The organism is Texcoconibacillus texcoconensis, from assembly GCF_014202575.1.
GTDB lineage: Bacteria > Bacillota > Bacilli > Bacillales > Salisediminibacteriaceae > Texcoconibacillus > Texcoconibacillus texcoconensis.
In genome coordinates, this window is the sequence record NZ_JACHHB010000012.1 from 26,679 (window position 1) to 48,968 (window position 22,290).

Consider the following 22,290-nt stretch of genomic DNA (forward strand, 5'->3'; position numbering starts at 1 on the left):
ACGACACGTTTGGATACGAGGCTGACTCATCATAAGGGTCAGACCCCTCGAAGAAATATACAATTCTTTTCTCATCGATGAATTGTATATCATGGATTCGTAGAGGGAGTCCCCCTTATTGAGTCAGCCTTCTTTTTATGTATACATTTGTAAATAAAAATATAATGATGTCGAATCTTCTGCTCCGAAAACGAAAATAAGCGGAGCAACGACGAAAAAGCAGGACTGCTACACTTGCCCTACTTTTTCGTCGTTTCATTGTTTTATAGACTATAGACTCGACAAGGTGGTGAACCTATGAACAACACAGCTGTCAATGAAAACAACCAAGAACTTTTACAAAAATATGACAAAGAATCTGCTTTTCGAACAGATCTCGGGAAGTGGAAATGGGTCATTACTTTTATAGCGATTTCGTTAACTGTATTCCACCTTTATCGCGCCTATCACGGACCACTCGTCTACCTTATGCAAGGTGCGGTTCACTTAGGAACAGCGATGGGATTGATTTTTCTACTCTACCCAATAAAAAAGTCACTCGTTCATAAGCATGGTGTTCCCTGGTATGATGTATTCCTTGCCTTTTTGGCAATGGGGAGTGGCTACTACATTTTATTTCGCTATGATTGGATTACAGGTGGAGCAAGGGTATTAGGTTTTGAAACAATCGACATTGTCGTTGCTACACTCGGCATTATCCTTTTATTAGAAGCCACACGTCGCGCTGTCGGTTTACCTATTGTCATCATTTCAATCGTTGCCATCTTATATAGTTTATTTGGGCAAGACATTCCTTATTTTGGTCATGGTGGCTTTGAGTGGCCGCGACTTGTAACGCAGTTATTTTTTACATCTGAAGCGATTTTCGGTATCCCAATTCAAATTTCATCAACGTACATTTATTTGTTTCTATTCTTTGGGGTCATGTTAACGAAAACTGGCATCGGACAATTTTTTAACGACCTTGCATTTAGCTTAACGGGCCGCTTTACAGGCGGAACGGCGAAAGCCGCAGTCGGCGCTTCTGCTATGCAAGGAACGGTGACAGGAAGTTCTGTTGCCAATACCGTAGGATCAGGATCTTTTACGATCCCGATGATGAAACGTGCTGGATTTCGTCCAGAATTTTCTGCAGCCGCAGAAGCATCTGCTTCGACAGGAGGACAAATTATGCCTCCGATCATGGGTGCCGCTGCATTTATTATGGCTGAATATATTTCTGATGTATCCTACGCTGATATCGTCATTATCGGAATCATTCCAGCGCTATTATACTTTTCAGGCGTATTTATGGGAACCCATTATGAAGCAAAACGTGATGGAATCGTCGGTTTACCAAAAGAACAATTACCGACTTTTGCAGGGATTTTAAAGCGCATTGACCTTTTACTTCCACTTATCACAATCATCGGAATGCTTGTAAGTGGATATACCGCAACAATGGCTGCATTGTGGGGAATTGGAGCGGCGTTTCTCGTAAGCTTTTTCCGTAAAGATACTCGAATGGGCTTTTCCGATATTTTCGATGCGCTTGAACGCGGGGCACGTGTGGCGCTCCCTGTTATTGCCGCCTGTGCGAGTGCTGGAATTATCGTCGGTACAGTCGTTTTCACAGGACTCGGCGCAAGAATTGCCGGTGGATTGCTTTCACTAGCAGGAGACAGTCTTTTCTTACTTCTATTCTTTACGATGATTGCTTGTATATTACTAGGGATGGGATTACCTACAACTGCAAACTTCGTTGTTACAGCAACGATGGCTGCACCAGCATTGATCGAATTTGGCGTTCCAGAAATCGCAGCATATTTCTTCGTGTTTTACTTTGGTATCGTCGCAGATATCACACCTCCTGTATGTTTAGCCGCCTATGCAGGAGCCGGGATAGCCAGGGCAAATCCAATGAAAGCTGGTGTAAATGCCTTCAAGTTGGCAATCGCTGCGTTTATCATTCCATACGTACTCGTTTACAACCCGGTGCTCTTATTACAAGATGTAACAATCACCGAATTAGCACCTGTGTTAATTACCGCAATGCTTGGTATGGGTATGATTAGCGCTGCGCTAATGAATTATTTTTACTACACACCGACTTGGTATGAACGAATTGGGCTTATAGCAGCAGGATTTTTACTCGTATACCCTGCAAACTTGTTCGTTTCATTCAATGGCTTAATCCTTCTTCTTGCAATCGGATTTTTACAATGGATAAGAAAGAAGAAAGATCTAAAGTTAGCAAATGGTGCGTAAATTAAAAGGGTGTCGCAATCAAAATGCGGCACCCTTTTTATTTATTAAGTTAAAAGATTTTATATCTTGTCGTTCGTGTGCAAGCCGTTTCAGCTTCTCTTGCTCTAGCTTCTACGGCTACGAGCTCGAGGTCGCTTCGGGACGACATTTGAAGCGTATTGCGCTTCTTCTTGTCGGACCTCCAGCGCTTGTCGCTCGTGGGCGAGCCGTTTCAGCTTTTCATTAATCATAGAAAACATCAAAGGTTTCCCAAAGAGACTCTAATTCACTTAAACGTTTTTCTACTTTTTTGTGTTCTGAACGAGTGACAGCTGTAATTAAGGCACTTACAACGCTAAATGGAGCTGCAAATGAATCGATAAACGAGTTAATTTCTGTTGTCGTGATTAACCGTAAATCACTATAAGGAACAAGCGGACTCATTGGGTGATCGGTAATGACGAGCGTTTCTGCCCCTCGTTGCTTCACATACTTCAACACTTCCACGGTTCTCTTCGTATAACGAGAAAAGCCGAAACCGATGACAAGATCCTTTTCTGAGATATCAAGTAAATGTTCCGATACCCCATCTGCTTCCCTGATTAATTCTGCATTTTGCAACACAAGATCAAGATAAAATTCTAAATAGGTACCAAGGCTTTGGGCACTTCTATAGGCTACAATGTATACGCGCTCCGCTTCTATAATTCGGTGGACCGCATCTTCAAATACTTCGGGTTCAATCTGATCAAGGGTCATACTAATATTTTGGCGGTCATCTGATAACACTTCTTCAACGACATGCTCAGCTGCTTCATCTTCGTCTGTCGTTCGTGCTAATACTTCAGCGGACGTCATTTTTCGTTGCAACGCTTGCTGCATGTGCCACTGTAAATCGGGATATCCTTTGTAGCCGAGAAAAAAGGCGAATCGAATCACTGTCGCCTCGCCAACCCCAACCATTTTCGACAATTTTGAGGCCGTCAAAAACGGGGCTGTTTCATGATGCTCTAGTAAATAATTAGCAATCTTTTTGTGTGATTTACTCATTTGCGGCTGCTTTTCGATAATTTTTTGATACAATTCGCTTTGAAGCATAGCATCCACACCTTTATTCCTTATCTCGTATTGGGGATAGGCCTCCTCTTTGTAAAACCCTCTCTGTCGATTGCAAAATGCTCTCGATCACGTCATCTCCATGGACAGTCGCCATACTATAACGATTCAAAGGTTTCGTGTAAACGCCTTCTCGTAACATGCAATAGTCAAATTGTTTCCTTAACTGTAAGTTTGTTTTCTGAAAATCTCGATAGTTTATGAGTCTTTCTTTCTCTGTTAATACTACACTAAAGATTGTTCCTGTGCCAACTGTGATCATAGGATAACCGTATGCAGAAAACATATCTTCTAACGCTTTTCGAAATTGATTTGTTCGTTTTTCAGTGTCATGATATTCATGCTCTAAAACGTCTAATGTTGCGTGCCCAGCTGCTAAAATCATCGGGTGACCATTGTACGTTCCAGAATGAAAGAGAACATCACTTTTGTTCGCTGCTTGTTTAGCTGTTTGCGCATCAAATAAATCTTTTCCTTTATTTGGCGAACTTTCCATCATGATCTCATCTTTTCCACCTACGACACCAAACGGGAAGCCACCTCCGATGACTTTTCCTAACGCCGTTAAATCAGGTTTGATATTATAGAACCCTTGAGCGCCCTGAAGCCCTGTTCGAAACCCTGTTTTTACTTCATCAAATATAAGAACAATCCCTAATTCTTTCGTCACTTCCCTCAATTGTTTCATGAAAGAGCGACTCGCTGGAATAAATCCTCCCTGAACAGGTTCGACAATCACAGCGGCTAGTTCATCTTTATAACGTCGTAAAATGTTTTTACAATCTTCAATTTGATTAAATGGTAAAATAACTGTGTCCTCATCTGTTCCCGCTTCAATTTCGGATGATTCTGGTACTGGATGTGGATTTTCTCCAGGACCAGCCTCACTAATAGTCGGTGTTATACTATATAGAACCTCTTCAAACCCGCCATGGTAATGCCCCTCAAACTTGGCAATCTTCTTTTTGCCTGTATATGCATACGCAAGTCTGACAGCGAGTAATGTCGCCTCGGTTCCTGAATTTGTGTATCGAATTTTCTCTAAAGATGGCATGTGTTCCTGCAAGCGTTTGGCAAACGAAACTTCTTTTTCATGTGGTGTTCCAAAAAGGTGAGTTCCATCGATTTGAAATTGTTCTTCAATCGCTTCTTTTATTTTCTGATGTCCGTGTCCAAGCGCAAGTGCACCATAACCCATTAATAAATCAATATATCTATTATCATCGACATCGACGATATATGCCCCTTCCCCTCGTTTCATCGTAATTGGATAAGGTGGAAAATGTTTAATGTTGGCGGTAACCCCTCCTGGTAAAAACTCCTTCGCTTTTTCATAACACCGTTTAGAATTTTCCTTATGCCAAAAGTCAGGTGTTCTCAATAAAGAGTTTTCTCTCATTGCCATCGTTCACCGTCCGCCTTTCTTCATTTCATATTTTTGAAGGATTTATTTCATAATATGAGTGAAAGGTTGTTTTGATTATGATATGAGACCATTTTTTAAAAGAAATTTAAAAATGTTCGCTAATCCTCAATTTTGGAGGAATTCCTTCATTTTATCTATGAAACTAATGATCTCCTCCATTTTTGACCAATTATCTCCCTCTTGTTATAATCTCCATATCAATCTGGGAAAAGGATGGTGGAAACATGGCACAACCGAAATACGTGATGAACCTTGACAAGATTGAAAACATTCCAGAAGAAGAACGCGAGAAATTGAAACCGATTACTGAGAAGTTTGTCTTTCGTGTAAATGAATACTACTTAAATTTAATTGACTGGAATGACCCTGAAGATCCTATTCGCAAGCTCGTTATTCCAAACGAGGGCGAACTTGAAGAATATGGACGTTGGGATGCTTCCGATGAAGATACAAACTACGTCGTTCCAGGCTGCCAACATAAATATTCGACGACAGCCTTACTCATCGTAAGTGAAGTTTGTGGTGCATATTGCCGCTACTGTTTCCGTAAGCGACTATTTCGAAATGATATTAAAGAGGCAATGTCAGACGTACAACCAGGCATCGAATACATTAAGCAACACCCTGAAATTAATAACGTATTATTAACCGGTGGAGACTCTCTTATTCTCGCATCGAAAAAATTACGTAAAATCATTGAACAACTACGAGAAATTGAACATGTGAAAATTATTCGCCTCGGGTCAAAAATGCCAGTATTTAACCCGATGAGAATTTATGAAGATGAAGAATTGCTCGAACTCATTCGTGAGTATTCTACGCCAGAACAGCGTATTTACGTGATGGCGCATATTAACCATCCACGTGAAATTACTGAAGAAGCAAAACGCGGATTCCAAGCCCTCCATGATGCAGGCGCGATCGTTGTTAACCAAACGCCAGTCCTACGTGGGATTAATGACGACCCTGAAGTACTCGCAGAGCTTTTAGACAAATTATCATGGGCTGGTGTCACGCCATATTACTTCTTTATCAACCGTCCAGTCGCCGGTAACAATGACTTTGTATTATCGTTAAAAGAGGCGTATGACGCTGTTGAAGAAGCGAAAGCAAAAACATCAGGTCTTGGAAAGCGCGTTCGTCTATCAATGAGTCATACATCTGGAAAGATTGAAATTTTAGCGATTGAAGACGGTAAAGCTTACTTGAAATATCACCAATCGCGTGACGGTAACTATGGAAAATTAATGGTTCTTGACTGTCCAGATGATGCTTCTTGGTTTGATGATTTACCAGGAAACGAACAGTACTGGAAAGCACCTGAAAAGAAATTAGAAGAATTTGTTGGTGCTAATGATAAACTAAACACATAATACCTTCGAAAATAAAACGAGGCAGAACTTTTCAAGAAAAATTGTTCTGCCTCGTTTTTTCTATTATCATAACAATAAAGGTGCCATTTTGATAAAGGAGTTATAGACCATGAAAACCATTCTTACTACACTAAACGCAAAATATATTCACACAGCACTGTCCCTTCGTCTTCTCAAAGCTTACAATGAATCAGACTATGATATTGAGATGAAAGAATTTACGATTAAAGATCCCGATATTCAAGTCGTCAGCGACATTTACCAATTGGAACCAGACATCATTGGTTTCAGTTGCTACATATGGAATATTGAACCAACCTTGCGTATTGTTAAAATGTTAAAACAAGTTGCACCAAACGTAACGATCGTTCTTGGTGGGCCTGAAGTTTCCTATGATGTGCAAGAATGGATGGAACAACATGAAGAGATCGATTTTATCATTTCTGGTGAAGGTGAAGTCGCATTCAAACAACTTTTAGATGAACTAAGCGGTCAAAAACGATACGAAAAAGTTTCAGGATTAACTTATCGGCAAGGAAAAGAAGTGATGATCAACGATAATCGTGAGAATATCGACGTCAATCAAATCCCAACACCATATCGCTATCCTGAAGACGTACAAGACTTAGGAAAACGAATTGTTTACTTTGAAACAAGCCGGGGGTGTCCTTTCCAATGTCAATTTTGCCTTTCGTCTCTTGAACAAGGGGTTCGTTATTTTGACATTGAACGAACGAAGGAAGATTTATTGTACTTAATAAAAAATGGTGCGAAAATGATTAAATTTATTGACCGCACTTTCAACCTCCACCGTTCATACGCCCTAGAGGTTTTTCAATTTCTAATTGACAACCATCAAGGCTGCCAATTTCAATTCGAGATTACAGCAGATATCATGCGCCCTGAGGTCATTGAATTTCTAAATGAACATGCACCACCTGGCATTTTCCGATTTGAGATCGGGGTTCAATCAACAAACGATATGACAAACGAACTCGTTAAACGTAAGCAAAACTTTAAAAAACTAGCACGTACAGTCTCACTTATTAAAAACGGCGGCAAAATTGACCAACACCTTGATTTAATTGCTGGTTTACCAGAAGAAAATTATGATTCTTTCAGGAAGACATTTAATGATGTTTTTGAACTTCGCCCTGAAGAGCTTCAACTCGGTTTTTTAAAGATGCTCCGTGGAACAGGTATGCGAAAAATGGCTCAGGAATATGATTACAAATACACAAGCCATTCACCTTATGAGATTCTTAGTCACAAGACACTGCCCTTTGATGATGTGATTGCGATCAAACAAGTCGAAGATATTCTCGAGAAATATTGGAATGACCACCGGATGGATCGAACATTGGAATATTTATTCCAACATGTTTACGCTTCTCCCTTCGACTTCTTCCAACAGTTTGGTACTTATTGGGAACAACAAAATTGGCAGCGCATTGGCCATCAACTAGAAGATTTATTTTTACGAATCTGGCAATTCCTTTCTTACAAAAACATCGATGATTTAGACGTTGCTTTCTCATTTTTAACAGCCGACTACCTTCTCCAACAAAAACAGAAACCTAGAAAACGTTGGTGGTCTTCACTTTCAATTGAACCAAACCGTTTCCATCTTGATGATGCAAATAAGGAACTTTTACAACAAATCCCTGCTTCATTTTTAAAACAAACAAATGGACATATCGATAAAAAGTGGATGAAAAAACATATCATCATCGAGAAAATTTCAATTGATATCGATGAATTCCTTCAATCCGGTGATATTCACAAAGGAGATTTTTTACTGTTGGTCGCCTATGATCCGAAAACAGGCTCTAATCAGCATATCATTTTGAATAACCAAGAAAGCAGTTTTGAAGTTGATACAATGCGGGAAAAGACATGACATATGAATAAACTTTATTGAGGGAGGAGAAGAAATACATGAAGCTGACAGATGAACAAATTGAAGCAAATTTGCAGGATTCAAATGGTTGGGAGCTAACGTCTGAAACTTGGATTAAAAAAGCATACACATTTCCGTCATTCACAAAAACGATGCAATTTATTAATGAGCTCGCGGATATCGCTGAAAAAAGGCAACACCATCCACATATGACCATCGATCATTCAAATGTAACCATTCAGTTATCAACACTTGACCAAGGTGGTCTTACACAATTAGATTTTGAGTCTGCTCACGCATACGATCTCACTTACGAAAAATACCATCGTTAACCCCCCTCAAAAAAAGCAATGGCTGTGCAAATAAGGACAAACTTATTTGGCACAGCCTCGTTTAGTTTAACTGTCATCTCATTTTTCGATATGGTACAATGGCGTCATATTAACTTCGGAGGAATTAAACATGTTAGCTTGGTTTTATTTATTTTACATCGCAATTATGGGGAGCTTGGCCCTTTATCACTTGAGCACCCATAAGCAAAGAAACAACTCAGAAAGTGATGTCATTTACCTTCTTAAAGATACAAAGAAGATTCATACGGAATCAAAGATGTATAGAACGTCCATCATTTCCGCATACGTCGTATTAGGTTTATCACTCGTCATATTGTTTGAAATGTTTCGAAATACTGATACAACAGCTTTGTTATTTCTCTTACTTATCCCTGTATCATTTCATGTATTATTTACTTTAGATAAACTTTTTGAAGTCCGATCAGATAGAGTCATTTTTAGTGGCTATCAAGCTCACTGGCATAAAATCCGTCAGATTGGCTGGTTAAAAAAACAAGACAAATTCTCAACACTAATGATGGAATTAAACAAAGGAACAAAAATTCGAATTAAAATTCCTAAAAGTGAAACGAAAGAACTCGAAAAAGTACTTAAACAATATGTTCAATTTGAAGATGACTTGTCTAAGAAAACTTCAACTAAGTAAAAAAACGAGGCTAAACGATAAAGGGAGTTTCTTTATCACAGCCTCGTTTTTTATACTTTTCTTTCAATCGCTAAACCCATTGACGACTATTTCTCCTTCGAACCTGCGAGGATATTTGTTGCACATTTGACGCGATTTCCTGATGCATTCCATGTTTCAATCGCGGCTATTTGACTTGGACATTGATTAAGAATATTATTAATTAATTCAACTTGTGGATGAGAAAGGTTCAAAGAATAATAAACCCATTGCCCCCTCCGTTCTTCATGAACAACACGAGCATCACGAAGTTTTCGCAAATGTTGACTAATCGAAGGTTGACTCATTTGAAAAAATTCAACGAACTCACAGACACAACACTCATCGATCTGAAGAAGGGCGAGCATTTGTAAGCGTGTTTTATCACTTAACAACTTAAGCACTGAAGCTACATCTATAAATGTTGTTTGATTGGTCATAACTTTCTCCTTTCGTCACCCATTGTAAATCAACACTGGCCAGATAAATAAGTAGATTATATAAGTACATACTAATATCATTTTAAATAAATGATGCCAAGCCTGTCAACAAGTTACATCCTTTTCCATTTTTCTCGCGGGAGTAACCATCCCTCACCGGTCGAAAAATAAGGTACAAATAGTAAATGACCTTTACATTTACAATCAGACGCTCCGAATTGCGAAATCGGCCTAGTCGCCTGAACATACGTCGCAGTAGCCTCAACGAGTTGACATTCTCCTCTTCTTTCTAAGTACGTCTGTCCCTCAATAAAGTGCATCTTTTCGCGAATGTAATCGATGTGCCAACGTAACTTTTTATCTACTGATAAATGACGGTTTAACCTTGCCTCCATGTTCTTCTTGGCACTTCCAATATAAATATACGTCCCTCTTTCAAATGAAAATGTCCCTTTCTTCCCCACTTGGATTGTTTCATCATATAAGAGATGAAAAGCCAATGCATAGAGCGTATCCCCAGGAGATGTCAACAGCTTTTCAGTTTGAATTTTTCCATCGCTTATATATTTACCGGTTGGATACAAGGTTCCCCCTCCGTATTGTTTAAATTTTTTCATATTATTACGCATAAGTATCTCGACTTTTCTCGATCTTCTTTGTTATGATATTAAAGAAAATCTCGACATATTTAAACACGTTTTAATTCTGGGGAAAAAGGGGAACTACGTATTATGTCGAATGTATCACATAAAGAACAAAAAGGGGAGATTGATAATGAACCTACCTTCTTTTATAAGGAGTATTAAATTTCGGTTTATTGTATCAATTATTATTGTTTTACTGCTAAATACTTCAATTACTAACGGGATTCTCGTTGGTATTGAAACGTTGGGGATTTCCTTCAATGAAACAGTTGGTTTATGGGTAAACAACATGACGAATGTTCTTTTAACAACTGCTATCGTTTACTTCTTATTAGAATATTTTATTTTACGGCCAATTCGTAAAATCCAAAAAAAGATTCAACAATTTGAGGATGGCGACACAACCGTAAGAATTACGATGGATAAAAACGATGAAATCTCTTCACTTGGACGTCAAGTGAATCACTTCTTTGAAAATATCGATCGATTAGAAACATCCCGCGAGCACCAACTTGAAGTCATGGAAAGAGAAGCAAAATCCATCAATGAACGGATTGATCAATTAACAAGTGGCATTGACCAAACTGAAGAAATGTCTAATGCGATTTCTTCCCATTCACAAAACGCATTAGCAACATTCGAGGAAACAACTAGTGTCTCAGACTCACTAAACGATGGAATGGAATATATCTCTTCTACTTTAAGTCATCTCAATCAATCTTTGCAAACAATGACAGAAAATGCAAACATCGGTAAAGAACATATTACAGATGTGACTTCTTCGATTCAAACAGTTTCCAGTAGATCGAACGATATGAGTGAATCCTTACATAAATTATCAAAGGACATGAATAGTATTAATGATATTGTCGCACTTATCAATGATATTTCAGAGCAAACAAATTTATTGGCACTTAACGCTTCCATTGAAGCGGCTCGAGCTGGTGAACATGGTAAAGGGTTTGAAGTCGTTGCAAATGAAGTCCGTAAGTTAGCAGAACGATCCGTGGAAGCAACACAACAAATATCAACGACCGTATCATCGATCTTAAACGACGTCGAATTAAATGTGTCGAAAGCAAAAGATGGTGCTGAAACGATAGATTCAAGTATTGAGAAAATTGAAGATATGAGCGAACAATTCGAAAACATTATCCAAAATGTCTTTACTAACACACAAGCTATAGAAGATATCTCTAGTAATATACATAGTATGACCGATTCGAGTAAAGAAATCGCTTCAGCCATGCAAACAGAGACGGCTTCAACAGAAAAAATGGTGGATCAATTAGTAGAAATGAATCGTTGGATCGAAAACCAGTCCTCAGAATTAGATAACATTCGCGATTCTGTTAGCCAATTGCATGATTCCTTCCATTCATTAGATGATGAAAACATAAAAAGCGAGACTCATTAATTTCGCTTTCATCCCCCCCTTCAACGATGTTGGAGGGGGTTATTATTTCTCCTCTCCACAAAATCGTGTCTCCCTTTTTCATCATTCAATGGTATTTATAAGGTGAAAGGGGGTGAGACAATGGAACAAGTTAATGATTCGAGACTCATCTTAACACTCGTTACGGGCATGGATGAATACGGTGAAGACATTGAGCAACGCAGAACATTTCAAAATATTAACACAAATTCGAGTAATGAAGATGTGCAAGCTGCTGCCAATGCATTATTGTCATTGCAAGAACACCCGGTTCTTTACATCCAACGATCTAACACGTATGACTTAGAAGAGGAAGGTGAGTAATTACGAATAGACTATAGGAAAGGAGGAATTGTTAATGAGTAAGCGAATCCGATTACAATTTAAAAATGAAGAGGATCGTACTGTGAGTTTATCCATCCATGATCCACGTCAAGATCTTGAAGCCGAAGAAGTCAGTGAAGTAATGGATGACTTGATAAACCTCGATGTTTTTTACTCTACAGGAGGTAAGCTCGTTAAAAAACACAACGCCAGTATTATCGAGCGTCAAGTAGATACAATTGATATTGATTAATCTATGGTATTTGACCTTGCACGGATACCGTTAGCACTTCTACCACAAGTATGAAAAGGAGTGAAAAATATGGATGGGTGGTATACAATGATCAGCGAATTGGGCGTTCCTGTTGCAATCACTTTTTATTTACTCCATCGGATAGAACGAAAATTAGAGGAGTTAAACCAATCGATTCTATCATTCAACTATCATATGGTAAACGATCAGCAACATGAACGAGAATCACTTCGTTCAAAACGTACACCATCTTAAACATCACACCTTCCCGCTTTTAGTGGGAAGGTGATTTTCATTACAATGAAATGTAAAAAATCTGCCTTTATTTTTACGCCCCTTCCTCAACTCATTATGTTATTGTTGAAGTAATAGAGATGCGTGCGGCTTTTGAAGAGTAAAACAAAATGACACCACAGCATTTTCGCAGAGGAGAGAAAGTAAATGGAACATAACCAATCGCTGGCCTCATTTTACGACCAATTAAGTACAGAAGCACAAAAAGACCTCTTATCCATCGGTAGTAAATTGATCGTGCAAAAAGGCAACCTAATTATTCAAGAAGGTGATTGGCCTGATCATATTTATTTACTACGTTCAGGAAAAATAAGAATTAGTAAAACGACGCCCAACGGAAAAATCTTTTACCTAGAAACGAAAAAACACCACGAACTTGTCGGTGAATTAAGTATTTTCACAGAATTAACCAACTCCTTTAATGCAGAAGTTATTGAAGACGCCACAGTCTTTCGTTTCGAGCGGCTAGAATTAGAGAAGTTGTTAAGTTCACACGGTGAAATGGCTGAAACTTATATACGTTGGCTCGCTTCTCAAAATCATATACTTTTATCCAAATTCCGCGACCTCGCTTTTTGTGGGAAGCAAGGTGCTTTATATTCAATTTTAATTCGTCTGATTAATGAACATGGGGAACAAGTAGAAGATGGTTTTATTATTAATCGAAAAGTAACCAATCAAGAACTAAGCAATTATATCGGCGCTACCAGAGAAAGTGTTAATCGCATATTAAACGGATTAACGCTAGATGGAATTATTTCCATTGATCGAAAGTTCATCACCATCCATGATGTCGAATATTTTCAAGATCATTTACAGTGCAACTATTGCCAATTTGATCAATGTACGATTTGAAACCCCCAAAAAAATGGAACGCGTTCACTTGTGAGGGGCAAAATCGTAGATCTCAGACTAAATTACAATAGAAATCACTTGAAAAAATAAGGGCATGGAGATCGGCATCCACCCTTATTTTGGCTTGTTCAATTCGAAGAGCAATTTTCCGCGACACATAGGATTTCATTTGCTGCGATTTGGCTATCGCTTGGCCTCTTTTCATTTTCAATTGCCCATATCCCCCTTGGATTCGGACAATTCTACTGCTTTTCCTCCTCTAACTGTCCGAACATACCTTACTTTCGGACAGTTCTACTGCTTTTCCTCCTCTAACTGTCCGAACATACCTTACCTTCGGACAATTCTACTGCTTTTTCTCTTCTAACTGTCCGAACAATCCTTGCTTTCGGACAATTCTACTGCTTTTTCTCTTCTAATTGTCCGAACAATCCTTGCTTTCGGACAATTCTACTGCTTTTTCTCCTCTAACTGTCCGAACATACCTTGCTTTCGGACAGTTCTACTGCTTTTCCTCCTCTAACTGTCCGAACATACCTTACTTTCGGACAGTTCTACTGCTTTTTCTCTTCTAACTGTCCGAACAATCCTTACTTTCGGACAGTTCTACTGCTTTTTCTCTTCTAGCTTAGGGATGCCATTTAGCACCCCTATTTTTTTGATCTAGCATTATTTGATTTTTTTGTTTGCATATTGTCATGTTTATCACATAGGTATGTATTAACAATGTACTTCAAAAGGAGAGAAAACAATGGGACAAGCAATGAAACAAGAACGTTTTTTGGACAAAAAAGAAGAAAATGCCGCAGTATTTGATCGCTCACCAAATGCAAAAAATGCAGTTGCCGACTCCGAGGTGGATTTTTCATCATTTACCGATAAACTCGAGCGCTTCTATTCATTTTCTTTCAAAGCTTTTATTCTTTTTGGCATCCCGTATGTCATTTGGGTAGTATTACAAGCGATCAACCAATTCCTCTAAGCATTGGACTGATTTGAAAATAAGATTGATGCTAACTTATCTTGTTTCTTCTGTAAAAAAGTTTCATCCATCTTAAGAAAATCAATCGCTTCGATGCCATCAACAAGGTAATAATAAAGGTCAGCTACTTCTTCTTTAATAAAAGAATCATTCTGAACAGCAATCTCATAAAGGGCATCGTACAGCGCCGCTGCAACAGCTGGATCACTTTGACCATAATGACGGATTTGATAAAATGCTTCATACAACAGGTCGGAAAACGAAATCGGCTCAACCATGAATCGTAATTGTTCATGTTCATCATGTCGATACGTGTGATACAGATCTCTATTTCCTATCATTGCCAGTAAATGCCCCAACTTTTCAATGCAATAAATCGCTGTGAATGGATCATTAATCCCTGGAGATAAAGATCGTAACGCGATTTCCACAATCTTATGGATGCCAAATGTAATATCTTGAACGGATTCCCTCTCTTCACCGATCAACACCCATTTTCTATAGTCACTAAACCCACTACTCTCTGAACTCGTCCATATGACCATCATTGTTTTTCCTTTTTCGATATATTGGCCTACCCTCGGTTTCATTTCTACAATGACATCATCTTCTTCTGCTTGTTTAAGAACTTTTTCTGTATCAACCCATTGAATGTAACCAGACTTTTCACTAATTAAACCATGAGGAGAGTGGGTATGGAGATCAGACGCTTCCCAATCTTGCCACGGTGGATTCGATCCCTTACTACGTTTTGGTAATTGATTTTTCACCGACTCTTTCGTTTTTCTATCGATTTGTTCGATCAAATGACGTACTTGAATCCATCTCGATACATGATGAACAAAGAATACAAAAAAACCAACACTAATAATTGCTACTATCAATGCTAAGGTTGGTGAAAAAAATAATATATCATCTTCATTAATCGGCTTTTTCGTTAATAAAAGCAAAGTTGTTGAATATAAGAACCCCGAAATGAATACACCTAAAATTCTTTGTGTACTTGAATCATTCATAAAATTTTGTAGTGTTCGGGGGGAAAATTCCGATAAATAAGTCGTAAGCACAACTAAAATCGATGAGAATGAAATTGTTGTCATCGTTAAAATTGAACCGGAAATTGAACCAAGTAAAGTATGTGCCAAATCGATATCTGATAACATCCATGATGGAAACCAATGATATGTCTCAGGATTGTTGAACAAATAAATGTCGATTACACTACTTACTATAGCAAGAAATAAAGCGATAAAGCCATAAAATGATGGAATGAACCAGTAACTATTTCGTATAAATATTAATAATCGTCGCATACCTCTTCAAACACCTTTCGATGCTTTGTTCGTTCAAAATTAGTATGCCCGGTTATATATGAAAAAAATGCGCTGAGCATAAAGCCCCAGCGCATTTTTTTAAGCAGGAATGACATAAAGGAGAATCGATAGAAAGTGAGTAATACTTGCAGCGAGTACGAATAGGTGCCAAATGGCGTGATGGTATTGAAAGCGACGCCAAATGTAAAATACTGTTCCAGCAGTGTAAAGAATCCCCCCTGAAACTAAAAGAACTGTTCCTGGTATCGCAACATTCGTGCTTATCGGCTCCAAAGCAAACACAACGAGCCACCCCATCAGAAGGTAAAATAATGTCGATAGCACGATAAAACGTTTCACAAAAAATATTTTAAAGATTGCTCCTGCAATCGCCAGTGCCCAAACAACACTAAGTAAAACCCATCCACGCGTCCCTTCTACAACGATGACCATAAATGGTGTGTATGTCCCTGCAATAAACAAATAAATCGCAGCATGATCAAAAATCTCAAACAAGTTTTTTAATTTTTCTTTTTGAAAGCTGTGTAACAATGTGGAACAAACGTACATCAAGGTTAATGTTACACCATAAATCGTTACACTAATAATGTGACTTGCTGTTCCATAAATTGACGCAAAAACGATCAATAAAACAAGAGCAACAATACCAAATAAAACACCTATACCATGTGTAATGGCATTTGCCACTTCTTCTCTTTTCGTAAACGTATGAGTACTGCCCATCCATTCTCCTCCTATATTGCTAAGTCGTCTTACATCGGTTTTCTTATTTTATTACTACCGATAATGAATATCCGTAATCATCCACTGACCTGAATCATCTACATATATGAAATTGAAATCAACCTCACGATCCACAACGATTTCTTCGTCTTGAAGCGAATAAATCGTATATGTAGTTTGAGCTCTTCCCTTTTCGGGGTCATAAGTGAAACTGTCTTGTTGAATAAACGTTTCACCGTCTAAGTGAATATATTCTATCGAAACGTTTCGTCCTTCATTTTTCACTTTCAACTGTTTTTCTTCCTCAGAGATATCGATTTTATGATGAACAATCTCCTCAATTTTATCATGGTCTTCAATATTCATCGATACAATCAAATCATGAACGTTTTTATCTAATTGCTTACGTAAATCTTCACTTTCTTCAAAATCACGTTTAACTTGCATCTTTTCTTGCCGGATCGTTAAAAGTTGACTTTTAAGTTTTTCATTTTCGTCTTCTATTTCATTCACTTGCGTTTGTAGCTCTTCTACCTTTGACTTTTCGTTCTCAAGCATTTTTTCAATAAATTGAATTTCGTCTTTATATTCTTCAATTCGTTGGTCATCACTTTCCCCATCCGATCCCCCTTCTTGGCCTAACCCCTCTTGCTGACAGGCTAGTAAAAAAGAAAGTGGAATAAACATGATAAACAACAAGTGCCTTCTATTCATGGCAACATCACCTTATTCATATACTAATTATCATATTCTCATGCCTACATTGTGTGAACATCTTCCATTATACATCATATTAGTGTATTTAAGCACCGACTTATTACAAACTCATTTCATTTTCATCATGAAAGGTGACCCCACATTCGGAGTCACCTTCTTTAAGGTTTAGATATTTGTCTTTTACCAGAAAAACGCTGATCCTAAGGCAAAACCACCTACGGCTGCTAAAGCGACTGGAAACCACGTTCCGCCACCGGATCCGAAGCCACCACCGGCGCCGTAACCGCCACCGGCAAAACCATATCCAAAACCTGGTCCTGGTCCTGGTCCTGGGCATGGAATAGGTTCTAACCAAACGTAATCTGGATCAACTGCTACCACTCGACCACAATGAACACGACCACAATGTTCTCTTAAATAGACAATTTTTCCATAACTTTTACAACAAAAATCATATACATGTTGTGCCAAAAAGTCCACCCCCCTTTTGCACAGTCACCAATAACATATGTCTATTAATAATGATTGTGTTGTGCACATGTCCAATAACTGAAAGATCGGGACATTTTTCTTACTAACAACATAAAGTATGGTAGTGCCTTTAAAGAAAGGGGAGTTTGTTATCATACCTTCCTATGAACACACAATCGCAAAGCTTGGTGTCACCTATGCCCACCCTGGTGGGAAACAATGTAGTGAACGAATTTTAAATACACACCCTTTAACCAAAGACCAATATGTCCTTAACGCCGGCTGTGGAAGCGGTGACATTTCAGCTTGGCTTGTTGAAAAATTCTCTGTCAACGTCATTGCGGTGGACCGACAAGCCGCTTATATTGAAAAAGCAAAATTGAAACACAACCATAACAATTTATCATTTGAACACGCAGACCTCTTTTATACTTCATTTCCCAAAGCAACATTTGATGTCATCATTAGCGAATCCGTTACTTTTTTCAATCCAATTGATCAACTTCTCAGCCGTTACTACAACTGGCTCAAACCTGGTGGTGTACTTTACCATCAAGAATTAGTAAAAGAAGATGATCATTTAACAACAGATGAAAAACAGGAACTCTGTCAATTTTACGGTTGGCACGACATCCTTTCAGAACATGAATGGATTGTCGCTCTCGCTAACGCTGGTTTTTCATCTGTAAGTGTTGAAGAACGCGCTAGCCTTATTAACCGTCAACAAAGCCAATCCCCATCATCATTTGCCGTTTCTTTTGATGAGAATATGAGTGAGGGTGAATTTCAACTTCTTGAAAAACATCAGGAGCTAAGTGATAGGTATGCATTTACATTAGGTGACCGTTATTTCCGAAGTGTAAAAGGGGCAAACTAAATAAGCAGGCTCTTAATTAATATCGTTTTAAAAAAAGATCTGAACGCCTGGAATAAATGTTAATAGGCATTCAGATCTTTTACATACATTATACGATGAATATTCCAACAATCGAAATCAAACCTATAATAAGAAGGCTCGAATTTGCCGTTTTCTCCGACTTTCGAAAAACATTGGCAAGTAATAAAAAGGCAGTAACCATAACAGCCATAAATAAAATCGCATCACTCATCGGACCAAATAGTATAGGCTGTAACGTCGTTTCTTGATAAATCGAAGCATTAACGAAAATGGCTAATGTCCATAACGCGAATAAACCTATACCGATATACATTAATAACCTTTGCATTTGTTTCATCCTTTCACTAAAAACATACCACTATTAATAGTATAAACGAGAGAATTTAACATATTCAAGATAAGTTTTGGCGCTTCATTCCGTCACAACAGATTGAAAAAAGGATCGATACACATCTTCCTCTTGTCCACCTTCAAGCCTTTCTTGCTCTTCTCCAGCTTCATAATGAATCACTGTCGGTACACCTTCAATGTCATAACCATAGTGTCCTTCTGGAAACTCTAACACGTTAAACAATTGTAAGTCGACATTTTCCTCTTCTGCTAATGGCACTAACATAGGTGTAACATCATCACAAGCAGGACACTGTGGGCTATAATAATAAACGGTTTTATTTTCTTCATTTCCCAAGATCTCATCCATTTCATTAGGAAGAATCACATTGGCATACAAGGGGTCATCTAATTGATCGATTGTCGATTGATGAAGCTGGTCTTTACCGAATGGATTGCCTTCTGCTTCCTGTGTTTGTTGTTGAGAAGTCAACCAAGTCAAGGATCCTAGTAGTACGACAATAATACCGAGAAAAATGATCATTTTCTTCATCTTTTAATTCACTCCTTTACTAATGGTGTTCAGCATGACGAACTGAAACATACAAACAACTCCTGTGATTTCCTTGATATCATAGCACGGATCACAGTTGATTGGATAGCAATTTACGCCTGCATCAAAAAGCCGCTTCTACCTTCGATTCGATCGATGACAGAAACGGCCCCTCCATTGCAAAAAGTTATGTGTATTTACAACGTAGCAAACCAGTTTTCCCTCCTCAGCATAAAACGTTCCAAATCCTTTTCAGGAAGTGGTTTGCTATATAAAAAGCCTTGCATCTCATAACAATTTCGTTCATTTAAAAAGCGAACAATATCCTCGGTTTCTACCCCTTCAGCAATGACACGTAAATTCATATTTTGAGCTAAATCAATAATCGAAGTTACAATTGCTTGATCTTGAGGATTTGAAGTGAGATCTTTAATAAACGATTGATCAATCTTTAGTGTATCAATCGGAAAATGCTTCAAATAACTAAAAGAAGAATACCCTGTACCAAAATCATCAATTGAAATTCTAATTCCTAATTCTTTTAGGCGCTCCAATGTATGAAAACTTTCTTCTCGATCATAAATGAGATCATTTTCAGTGATTTCCAAATCTAAGTATGATGGCGGAAGCCCTGTTTTTCTAAGCACATGACGTATTTTTTCCACAAAGTCTGGTCGTTGAAACTGTAATGGGGAAATATTAATCGCCATTTGAATATTAAACAGACCGCGATCAACCCATTGTTTTGCTTTTTGACACGCTTGTTCAATCACCCAATCTCCCATCGGAATAATGAGTCCAGTCTCCTCAGCAATAGGGATAAACTGACCTGGAGAAATATTTCCTAATGTCGGATCATTCCACCGCAATAACGCTTCAACACCGAAAACTTCTTTTTGCGATAAATCAATTTGTGGTTGAAAATACAATTCAAAGTTCCCATAATCGACAGCTTTACGTAACTGCTTTTCAATTTTTAACTTTTCACTATGAGCCGTTTTCAAAGTAGAAGAAAAATATTGATAGTGATTCTTACCTGTCTCTTTCGCGTACTGCATTGCGGTATCTGACTGATGAACTAACTCATCAAATTCTAAACCATAGTCCGGATAACATGTAACACCGATACTTGCAGATAAATGGAGTTCATGGCCTTCTACGACAAACGGTTTTTGAAACATTTCGATGATTTGTTTTGCCATTTCATCCACGTGCTTTTTATCGTTAGGGTATGCCATATATAAGACAAACTCATCACCACCATACCGATAAACAGTCACCTGATCATTTGCTAACGTATTTAAAGTATTGGCAATACGTAAGATGAGTTGATCGCCAATATAATGGCCAAGCGTATCGTTAAAAAACTTAAAACGATCAACATCGATAAAAAATAGCGCGAAGTGGTCTTGATCCTCGTTTTGTAAGCTTCCTTTAACATCTCGTTCAAATTTCGCGCGATTAGGTAAATTCGTCATAAAATCAATATGTTGTAACTTTTCCATTTCATCTAACATTCTCTGCTCGTGTGTCTCATCATGATGGAGAATGATTCGAAAATCTCGACCCGATAAACGAACAGGTACAACGACGATTCTTAATGAAAGCATGTCACCACGATTCGTTTTCTGAACAGTTTCTACTGTTTTTTCATAACCTTTTTCAATGGCTTCTTGTAATAAATGTTTATCTCTATCATTGTAGAACATCTTTTTTAAGGATATATAATCTTCACCTAGTAACGCTTCTTTCTGAAACTTTAAACGTCCACAAAAAGACGGACTAGCGTATTTTATTGTACCTCTTTCATCAGTAATCACAAAGAATGCAGCTTGATCTAATGAAGTGCGAAAATAATGGAGCCATGTACTCAATGTTTCAACTGAAGTAGACGGAATATCTAAGTCGTCAAAAATATTCATAAATGATGTCGTCTCTTCCCATTCAGTACGACGCTCTGGCTCTGGCTCTTCCTTATTTTCCCCCTGTTTTCTTATATGTTCCACCGTCTCCCTCCTCAAACACATCACCATTAAGGAATATGCAACAAGTAAAAATACTGTTGGGTCGATTGGCAATTGTAATAATTTCCCTTTATATAGAAAAAAAGCCGACCATTCGCATTGGTCGGTTGCACTACTGGCTCCTGAACATCCAAGTGCCCATATAAAGATGTTCAATCATAGCCTCCATAAACAAGTACATTGTTATTTTTCTATATTTTATTACGACATTCCAACTTTTTCAAGCGAGACCTATTGCATAACTGTAACAATATTTTCATGTAGTTGCCATACCTCTCTCACAAATGAAACTAAATATTACCTTATAATATAGATAACATTCAAATTTAAGGTGGTGATTTCGTTGCATCTCAAAGTTTTCACTAGTTCAGACATCAATTGTAAAGTGTTTGAAAAAAACATCCAAGAAGTGGTAAATGAATTGCATAACACCATCAGCATCGAATGGATAACAGATGTAAATAACTTTCACTTACATGGCATTTTTTTTACGCCTACACTGTTGATTGATGATCAGCTCGTATCAAATGGAAAAATACTTACAAAAGAAGAAATAAAATCACATCTAGAAAGATTTTCGCATGTACTATGATTGACCCTAGCATAAATCGGGTATAGTAAAAATAATTCGGATAAGAGGGGGCGTACGTATGGAAACGACAACATTAAACGATTCTCTTATTAAAAAGGTTAGTTACGATGAGCAAACAAGAGCATTGCACGTCCACTTTCAAGATGGGCGATACATCGTTTACTACGAAGTTTTTAAGCTTGATTATGTCGGATTACTATCTAGTGAAAATTATGGTGACTATTTTAAAGAGAAGATTGAACCCCGTTTCCCTTCAAAAAATATGAAAGATTAACAACGGAAATGAAATTTTCCTTTATTTAAATGACTATTCCATGTAAGTAGACAATTTATTTGGACTAGTCATTTTTTCTTCATTTAAAT

At 37.9% G+C, this 22,290-nt stretch carries 25 protein-coding genes and 1 riboswitch; of the genes, 14 read left to right on the forward strand and 11 right to left on the reverse strand.

Features of this window, described 5'->3' with window-relative positions:
• Positions 1–297 precede the first annotated feature (297 nt).
• A complete protein-coding gene (locus HNQ41_RS12525) occupies positions 298–2,247 on the forward strand; it encodes a TRAP transporter permease (protein WP_184664772.1) in 1,950 nt (649 codons plus the stop codon).
• A 222-nt stretch (positions 2,248–2,469) separates the two neighbouring features.
• Here HNQ41_RS12525 and HNQ41_RS12530 read toward each other — a convergent pair whose 3' ends face one another.
• Both HNQ41_RS12530 and HNQ41_RS12535 read right to left on the reverse strand, forming a co-directional pair.
• Positions 2,470–3,324: a MurR/RpiR family transcriptional regulator gene (locus HNQ41_RS12530; RefSeq protein ID WP_184664773.1), complete on the reverse strand. Its 855-nt coding sequence runs from the start codon at positions 3,322–3,324 to the stop codon at positions 2,470–2,472.
• Between the two features lie 13 nt (positions 3,325–3,337).
• The gene (locus HNQ41_RS12535) at positions 3,338–4,747 is read right to left on the reverse strand and encodes an aspartate aminotransferase family protein (RefSeq protein WP_184664774.1); all 1,410 of its coding nucleotides are present in this window, start codon (positions 4,745–4,747) and stop codon (positions 3,338–3,340) included.
• Between the two features lie 245 nt (positions 4,748–4,992).
• On the opposite strand from HNQ41_RS12535, the gene HNQ41_RS12540 reads away from it, so the two are divergent.
• From HNQ41_RS12540 to HNQ41_RS12555, 4 genes are all read left to right on the forward strand, one after another.
• Positions 4,993–6,141, forward strand: coding sequence for a KamA family radical SAM protein (locus HNQ41_RS12540; RefSeq protein ID WP_184664775.1), 1,149 nt, complete (start codon positions 4,993–4,995; stop codon positions 6,139–6,141).
• A 109-nt stretch (positions 6,142–6,250) separates the two neighbouring features.
• Positions 6,251–8,041, forward strand: coding sequence for a B12-binding domain-containing radical SAM protein (locus HNQ41_RS12545; protein ID WP_184664776.1), 1,791 nt, complete (start codon positions 6,251–6,253; stop codon positions 8,039–8,041).
• A gap of 38 nt (positions 8,042–8,079) precedes the next feature.
• On the forward strand, positions 8,080–8,373 hold the full coding sequence (locus HNQ41_RS12550; protein ID WP_184664777.1) for a 4a-hydroxytetrahydrobiopterin dehydratase: 294 nt from the start codon (positions 8,080–8,082) through the stop codon (positions 8,371–8,373).
• Between the two features lie 130 nt (positions 8,374–8,503).
• Positions 8,504–9,040, forward strand: coding sequence for a hypothetical protein (locus HNQ41_RS12555; protein ID WP_184664778.1), 537 nt, complete (start codon positions 8,504–8,506; stop codon positions 9,038–9,040).
• 86 nt (positions 9,041–9,126) lie between these two features.
• On the opposite strand, the gene HNQ41_RS12560 is transcribed toward HNQ41_RS12555, so the two are convergent.
• Positions 9,127–9,498, reverse strand: coding sequence for an ArsR/SmtB family transcription factor (locus tag HNQ41_RS12560; RefSeq protein ID WP_184664779.1), 372 nt, complete (start codon positions 9,496–9,498; stop codon positions 9,127–9,129).
• A gap of 113 nt (positions 9,499–9,611) precedes the next feature.
• Positions 9,612–10,082 carry a GIY-YIG nuclease family protein gene (locus HNQ41_RS12565; protein WP_246421672.1) on the reverse strand — a complete coding sequence of 157 codons (471 nt, stop codon included), beginning with the start codon at positions 10,080–10,082 and terminating at the stop codon, positions 9,612–9,614.
• Positions 10,083–10,272: 190 nt separating this feature from the next.
• On the opposite strand from HNQ41_RS12565, the gene HNQ41_RS12570 reads away from it, so the two are divergent.
• The 6 genes from HNQ41_RS12570 to HNQ41_RS12595 all read left to right on the forward strand — a co-directional run bounded on the left by HNQ41_RS12570 (position 10,273) and on the right by HNQ41_RS12595 (position 14,285).
• Positions 10,273–11,559 (forward strand): methyl-accepting chemotaxis protein, encoded by a 1,287-nt coding sequence (locus tag HNQ41_RS12570; protein ID WP_184664781.1) that lies wholly within the window; start codon positions 10,273–10,275, stop codon positions 11,557–11,559.
• Between the two features lie 120 nt (positions 11,560–11,679).
• The gene (locus HNQ41_RS12575) at positions 11,680–11,901 is read left to right on the forward strand and encodes a DUF1659 domain-containing protein (RefSeq protein ID WP_184664782.1); all 222 of its coding nucleotides are present in this window, start codon (positions 11,680–11,682) and stop codon (positions 11,899–11,901) included.
• Positions 11,902–11,935: 34 nt separating this feature from the next.
• Positions 11,936–12,154 (forward strand): DUF2922 domain-containing protein, encoded by a 219-nt coding sequence (locus HNQ41_RS12580; RefSeq protein WP_184664783.1) that lies wholly within the window; start codon positions 11,936–11,938, stop codon positions 12,152–12,154.
• 69 nt (positions 12,155–12,223) lie between these two features.
• On the forward strand, positions 12,224–12,409 hold the full coding sequence (locus tag HNQ41_RS12585) for a YvrJ family protein (protein ID WP_184664784.1): 186 nt from the start codon (positions 12,224–12,226) through the stop codon (positions 12,407–12,409).
• Positions 12,410–12,595: 186 nt separating this feature from the next.
• Entirely contained in the window at positions 12,596–13,303 is a 708-nt protein-coding gene (locus HNQ41_RS12590; RefSeq protein WP_184664785.1) for a Crp/Fnr family transcriptional regulator, read from the forward strand.
• A 751-nt stretch (positions 13,304–14,054) separates the two neighbouring features.
• Positions 14,055–14,285 carry a hypothetical protein gene (locus tag HNQ41_RS12595; protein ID WP_184664786.1) on the forward strand — a complete coding sequence of 77 codons (231 nt, stop codon included), beginning with the start codon at positions 14,055–14,057 and terminating at the stop codon, positions 14,283–14,285.
• Here the strand turns inward: HNQ41_RS12595 and HNQ41_RS12600 are convergent.
• The 4 genes from HNQ41_RS12600 to HNQ41_RS12615 all read right to left on the reverse strand — a co-directional run bounded on the left by HNQ41_RS12600 (position 14,282) and on the right by HNQ41_RS12615 (position 17,530).
• On the reverse strand, positions 14,282–15,598 hold the full coding sequence (locus HNQ41_RS12600; protein WP_184664787.1) for a DUF2254 domain-containing protein: 1,317 nt from the start codon (positions 15,596–15,598) through the stop codon (positions 14,282–14,284). The two genes, HNQ41_RS12595 and HNQ41_RS12600, sit on opposite strands and share 4 nt — an antisense overlap.
• A gap of 99 nt (positions 15,599–15,697) precedes the next feature.
• Complete coding sequence (trhA, locus tag HNQ41_RS12605) at positions 15,698–16,342, reverse strand: PAQR family membrane homeostasis protein TrhA (protein ID WP_184664788.1); 645 nt, start codon at positions 16,340–16,342, stop codon at positions 15,698–15,700.
• 54 nt (positions 16,343–16,396) lie between these two features.
• Positions 16,397–17,056, reverse strand: coding sequence for a hypothetical protein (locus tag HNQ41_RS12610; RefSeq protein WP_184664789.1), 660 nt, complete (start codon positions 17,054–17,056; stop codon positions 16,397–16,399).
• 183 nt (positions 17,057–17,239) lie between these two features.
• On the reverse strand, positions 17,240–17,530 hold the full coding sequence (locus tag HNQ41_RS12615; protein ID WP_184664790.1) for a hypothetical protein: 291 nt from the start codon (positions 17,528–17,530) through the stop codon (positions 17,240–17,242).
• Between the two features lie 124 nt (positions 17,531–17,654).
• On the opposite strand from HNQ41_RS12615, the gene HNQ41_RS12620 reads away from it, so the two are divergent.
• On the forward strand, positions 17,655–18,407 hold the full coding sequence (locus HNQ41_RS12620; RefSeq protein WP_184664791.1) for a methyltransferase domain-containing protein: 753 nt from the start codon (positions 17,655–17,657) through the stop codon (positions 18,405–18,407).
• 88 nt (positions 18,408–18,495) lie between these two features.
• On the opposite strand, the gene HNQ41_RS12625 is transcribed toward HNQ41_RS12620, so the two are convergent.
• The 3 genes from HNQ41_RS12625 to HNQ41_RS12635 all read right to left on the reverse strand — a co-directional run bounded on the left by HNQ41_RS12625 (position 18,496) and on the right by HNQ41_RS12635 (position 21,317).
• The gene (locus HNQ41_RS12625) at positions 18,496–18,756 is read right to left on the reverse strand and encodes a hypothetical protein (protein WP_184664792.1); all 261 of its coding nucleotides are present in this window, start codon (positions 18,754–18,756) and stop codon (positions 18,496–18,498) included.
• Positions 18,757–18,840: 84 nt separating this feature from the next.
• Positions 18,841–19,311, reverse strand: coding sequence for a thioredoxin family protein (locus tag HNQ41_RS12630; protein ID WP_184664793.1), 471 nt, complete (start codon positions 19,309–19,311; stop codon positions 18,841–18,843).
• A 197-nt stretch (positions 19,312–19,508) separates the two neighbouring features.
• Entirely contained in the window at positions 19,509–21,317 is a 1,809-nt protein-coding gene (locus HNQ41_RS12635) for an EAL domain-containing protein (protein WP_184664794.1), read from the reverse strand.
• 111 nt (positions 21,318–21,428) lie between these two features.
• Positions 21,429–21,511: riboswitch (cyclic di-GMP riboswitch) on the reverse strand.
• A 167-nt stretch (positions 21,512–21,678) separates the two neighbouring features.
• Between HNQ41_RS12635 and HNQ41_RS12640 the strand changes: the two genes are divergently transcribed.
• Positions 21,679–21,927, forward strand: coding sequence for a thioredoxin family protein (locus HNQ41_RS12640; protein WP_184664795.1), 249 nt, complete (start codon positions 21,679–21,681; stop codon positions 21,925–21,927).
• Between the two features lie 58 nt (positions 21,928–21,985).
• Positions 21,986–22,201, forward strand: a complete 216-nt coding sequence (locus HNQ41_RS12645; protein ID WP_184664796.1) for a KTSC domain-containing protein — start codon at positions 21,986–21,988, stop codon at positions 22,199–22,201.
• The last annotated feature ends 89 nt before the right edge of the window (positions 22,202–22,290 follow it).

What these genes read in the sequence shown, in the direction of transcription:
- HNQ41_RS12630 (WP_184664793.1), bottom strand. Translation starts at nt 19,311, where the DNA reads ATGAAGAAAATGATCATTTTTCTCGGTATTATTGTCGTACTACTAGGA.
- HNQ41_RS12580 (WP_184664783.1), top strand. Translation starts at nt 11,936, where the DNA reads ATGAGTAAGCGAATCCGATTACAATTTAAAAATGAAGAGGATCGTACT.
- HNQ41_RS12645 (WP_184664796.1), top strand. Translation starts at nt 21,986, where the DNA reads ATGGAAACGACAACATTAAACGATTCTCTTATTAAAAAGGTTAGTTAC.
- HNQ41_RS12625 (WP_184664792.1), bottom strand. Translation starts at nt 18,756, where the DNA reads ATGCAAAGGTTATTAATGTATATCGGTATAGGTTTATTCGCGTTATGG.
- trhA (WP_184664788.1), bottom strand. Translation starts at nt 16,342, where the DNA reads ATGGGCAGTACTCATACGTTTACGAAAAGAGAAGAAGTGGCAAATGCC.
- HNQ41_RS12540 (WP_184664775.1), top strand. Translation starts at nt 4,993, where the DNA reads ATGGCACAACCGAAATACGTGATGAACCTTGACAAGATTGAAAACATT.
- HNQ41_RS12560 (WP_184664779.1), bottom strand. Translation starts at nt 9,498, where the DNA reads ATGACCAATCAAACAACATTTATAGATGTAGCTTCAGTGCTTAAGTTG.
- HNQ41_RS12525 (WP_184664772.1), top strand. Translation starts at nt 298, where the DNA reads ATGAACAACACAGCTGTCAATGAAAACAACCAAGAACTTTTACAAAAA.
- HNQ41_RS12570 (WP_184664781.1), top strand. Translation starts at nt 10,273, where the DNA reads ATGAACCTACCTTCTTTTATAAGGAGTATTAAATTTCGGTTTATTGTA.
- HNQ41_RS12595 (WP_184664786.1), top strand. Translation starts at nt 14,055, where the DNA reads ATGGGACAAGCAATGAAACAAGAACGTTTTTTGGACAAAAAAGAAGAA.
- HNQ41_RS12535 (WP_184664774.1), bottom strand. Translation starts at nt 4,747, where the DNA reads ATGGCAATGAGAGAAAACTCTTTATTGAGAACACCTGACTTTTGGCAT.
- HNQ41_RS12575 (WP_184664782.1), top strand. Translation starts at nt 11,680, where the DNA reads ATGGAACAAGTTAATGATTCGAGACTCATCTTAACACTCGTTACGGGC.
- HNQ41_RS12610 (WP_184664789.1), bottom strand. Translation starts at nt 17,056, where the DNA reads ATGAATAGAAGGCACTTGTTGTTTATCATGTTTATTCCACTTTCTTTT.
- HNQ41_RS12555 (WP_184664778.1), top strand. Translation starts at nt 8,504, where the DNA reads ATGTTAGCTTGGTTTTATTTATTTTACATCGCAATTATGGGGAGCTTG.
- HNQ41_RS12545 (WP_184664776.1), top strand. Translation starts at nt 6,251, where the DNA reads ATGAAAACCATTCTTACTACACTAAACGCAAAATATATTCACACAGCA.
- HNQ41_RS12585 (WP_184664784.1), top strand. Translation starts at nt 12,224, where the DNA reads ATGGATGGGTGGTATACAATGATCAGCGAATTGGGCGTTCCTGTTGCA.
- HNQ41_RS12530 (WP_184664773.1), bottom strand. Translation starts at nt 3,324, where the DNA reads ATGCTTCAAAGCGAATTGTATCAAAAAATTATCGAAAAGCAGCCGCAA.
- HNQ41_RS12600 (WP_184664787.1), bottom strand. Translation starts at nt 15,598, where the DNA reads ATGCGACGATTATTAATATTTATACGAAATAGTTACTGGTTCATTCCA.
- HNQ41_RS12590 (WP_184664785.1), top strand. Translation starts at nt 12,596, where the DNA reads ATGGAACATAACCAATCGCTGGCCTCATTTTACGACCAATTAAGTACA.
- HNQ41_RS12550 (WP_184664777.1), top strand. Translation starts at nt 8,080, where the DNA reads ATGAAGCTGACAGATGAACAAATTGAAGCAAATTTGCAGGATTCAAAT.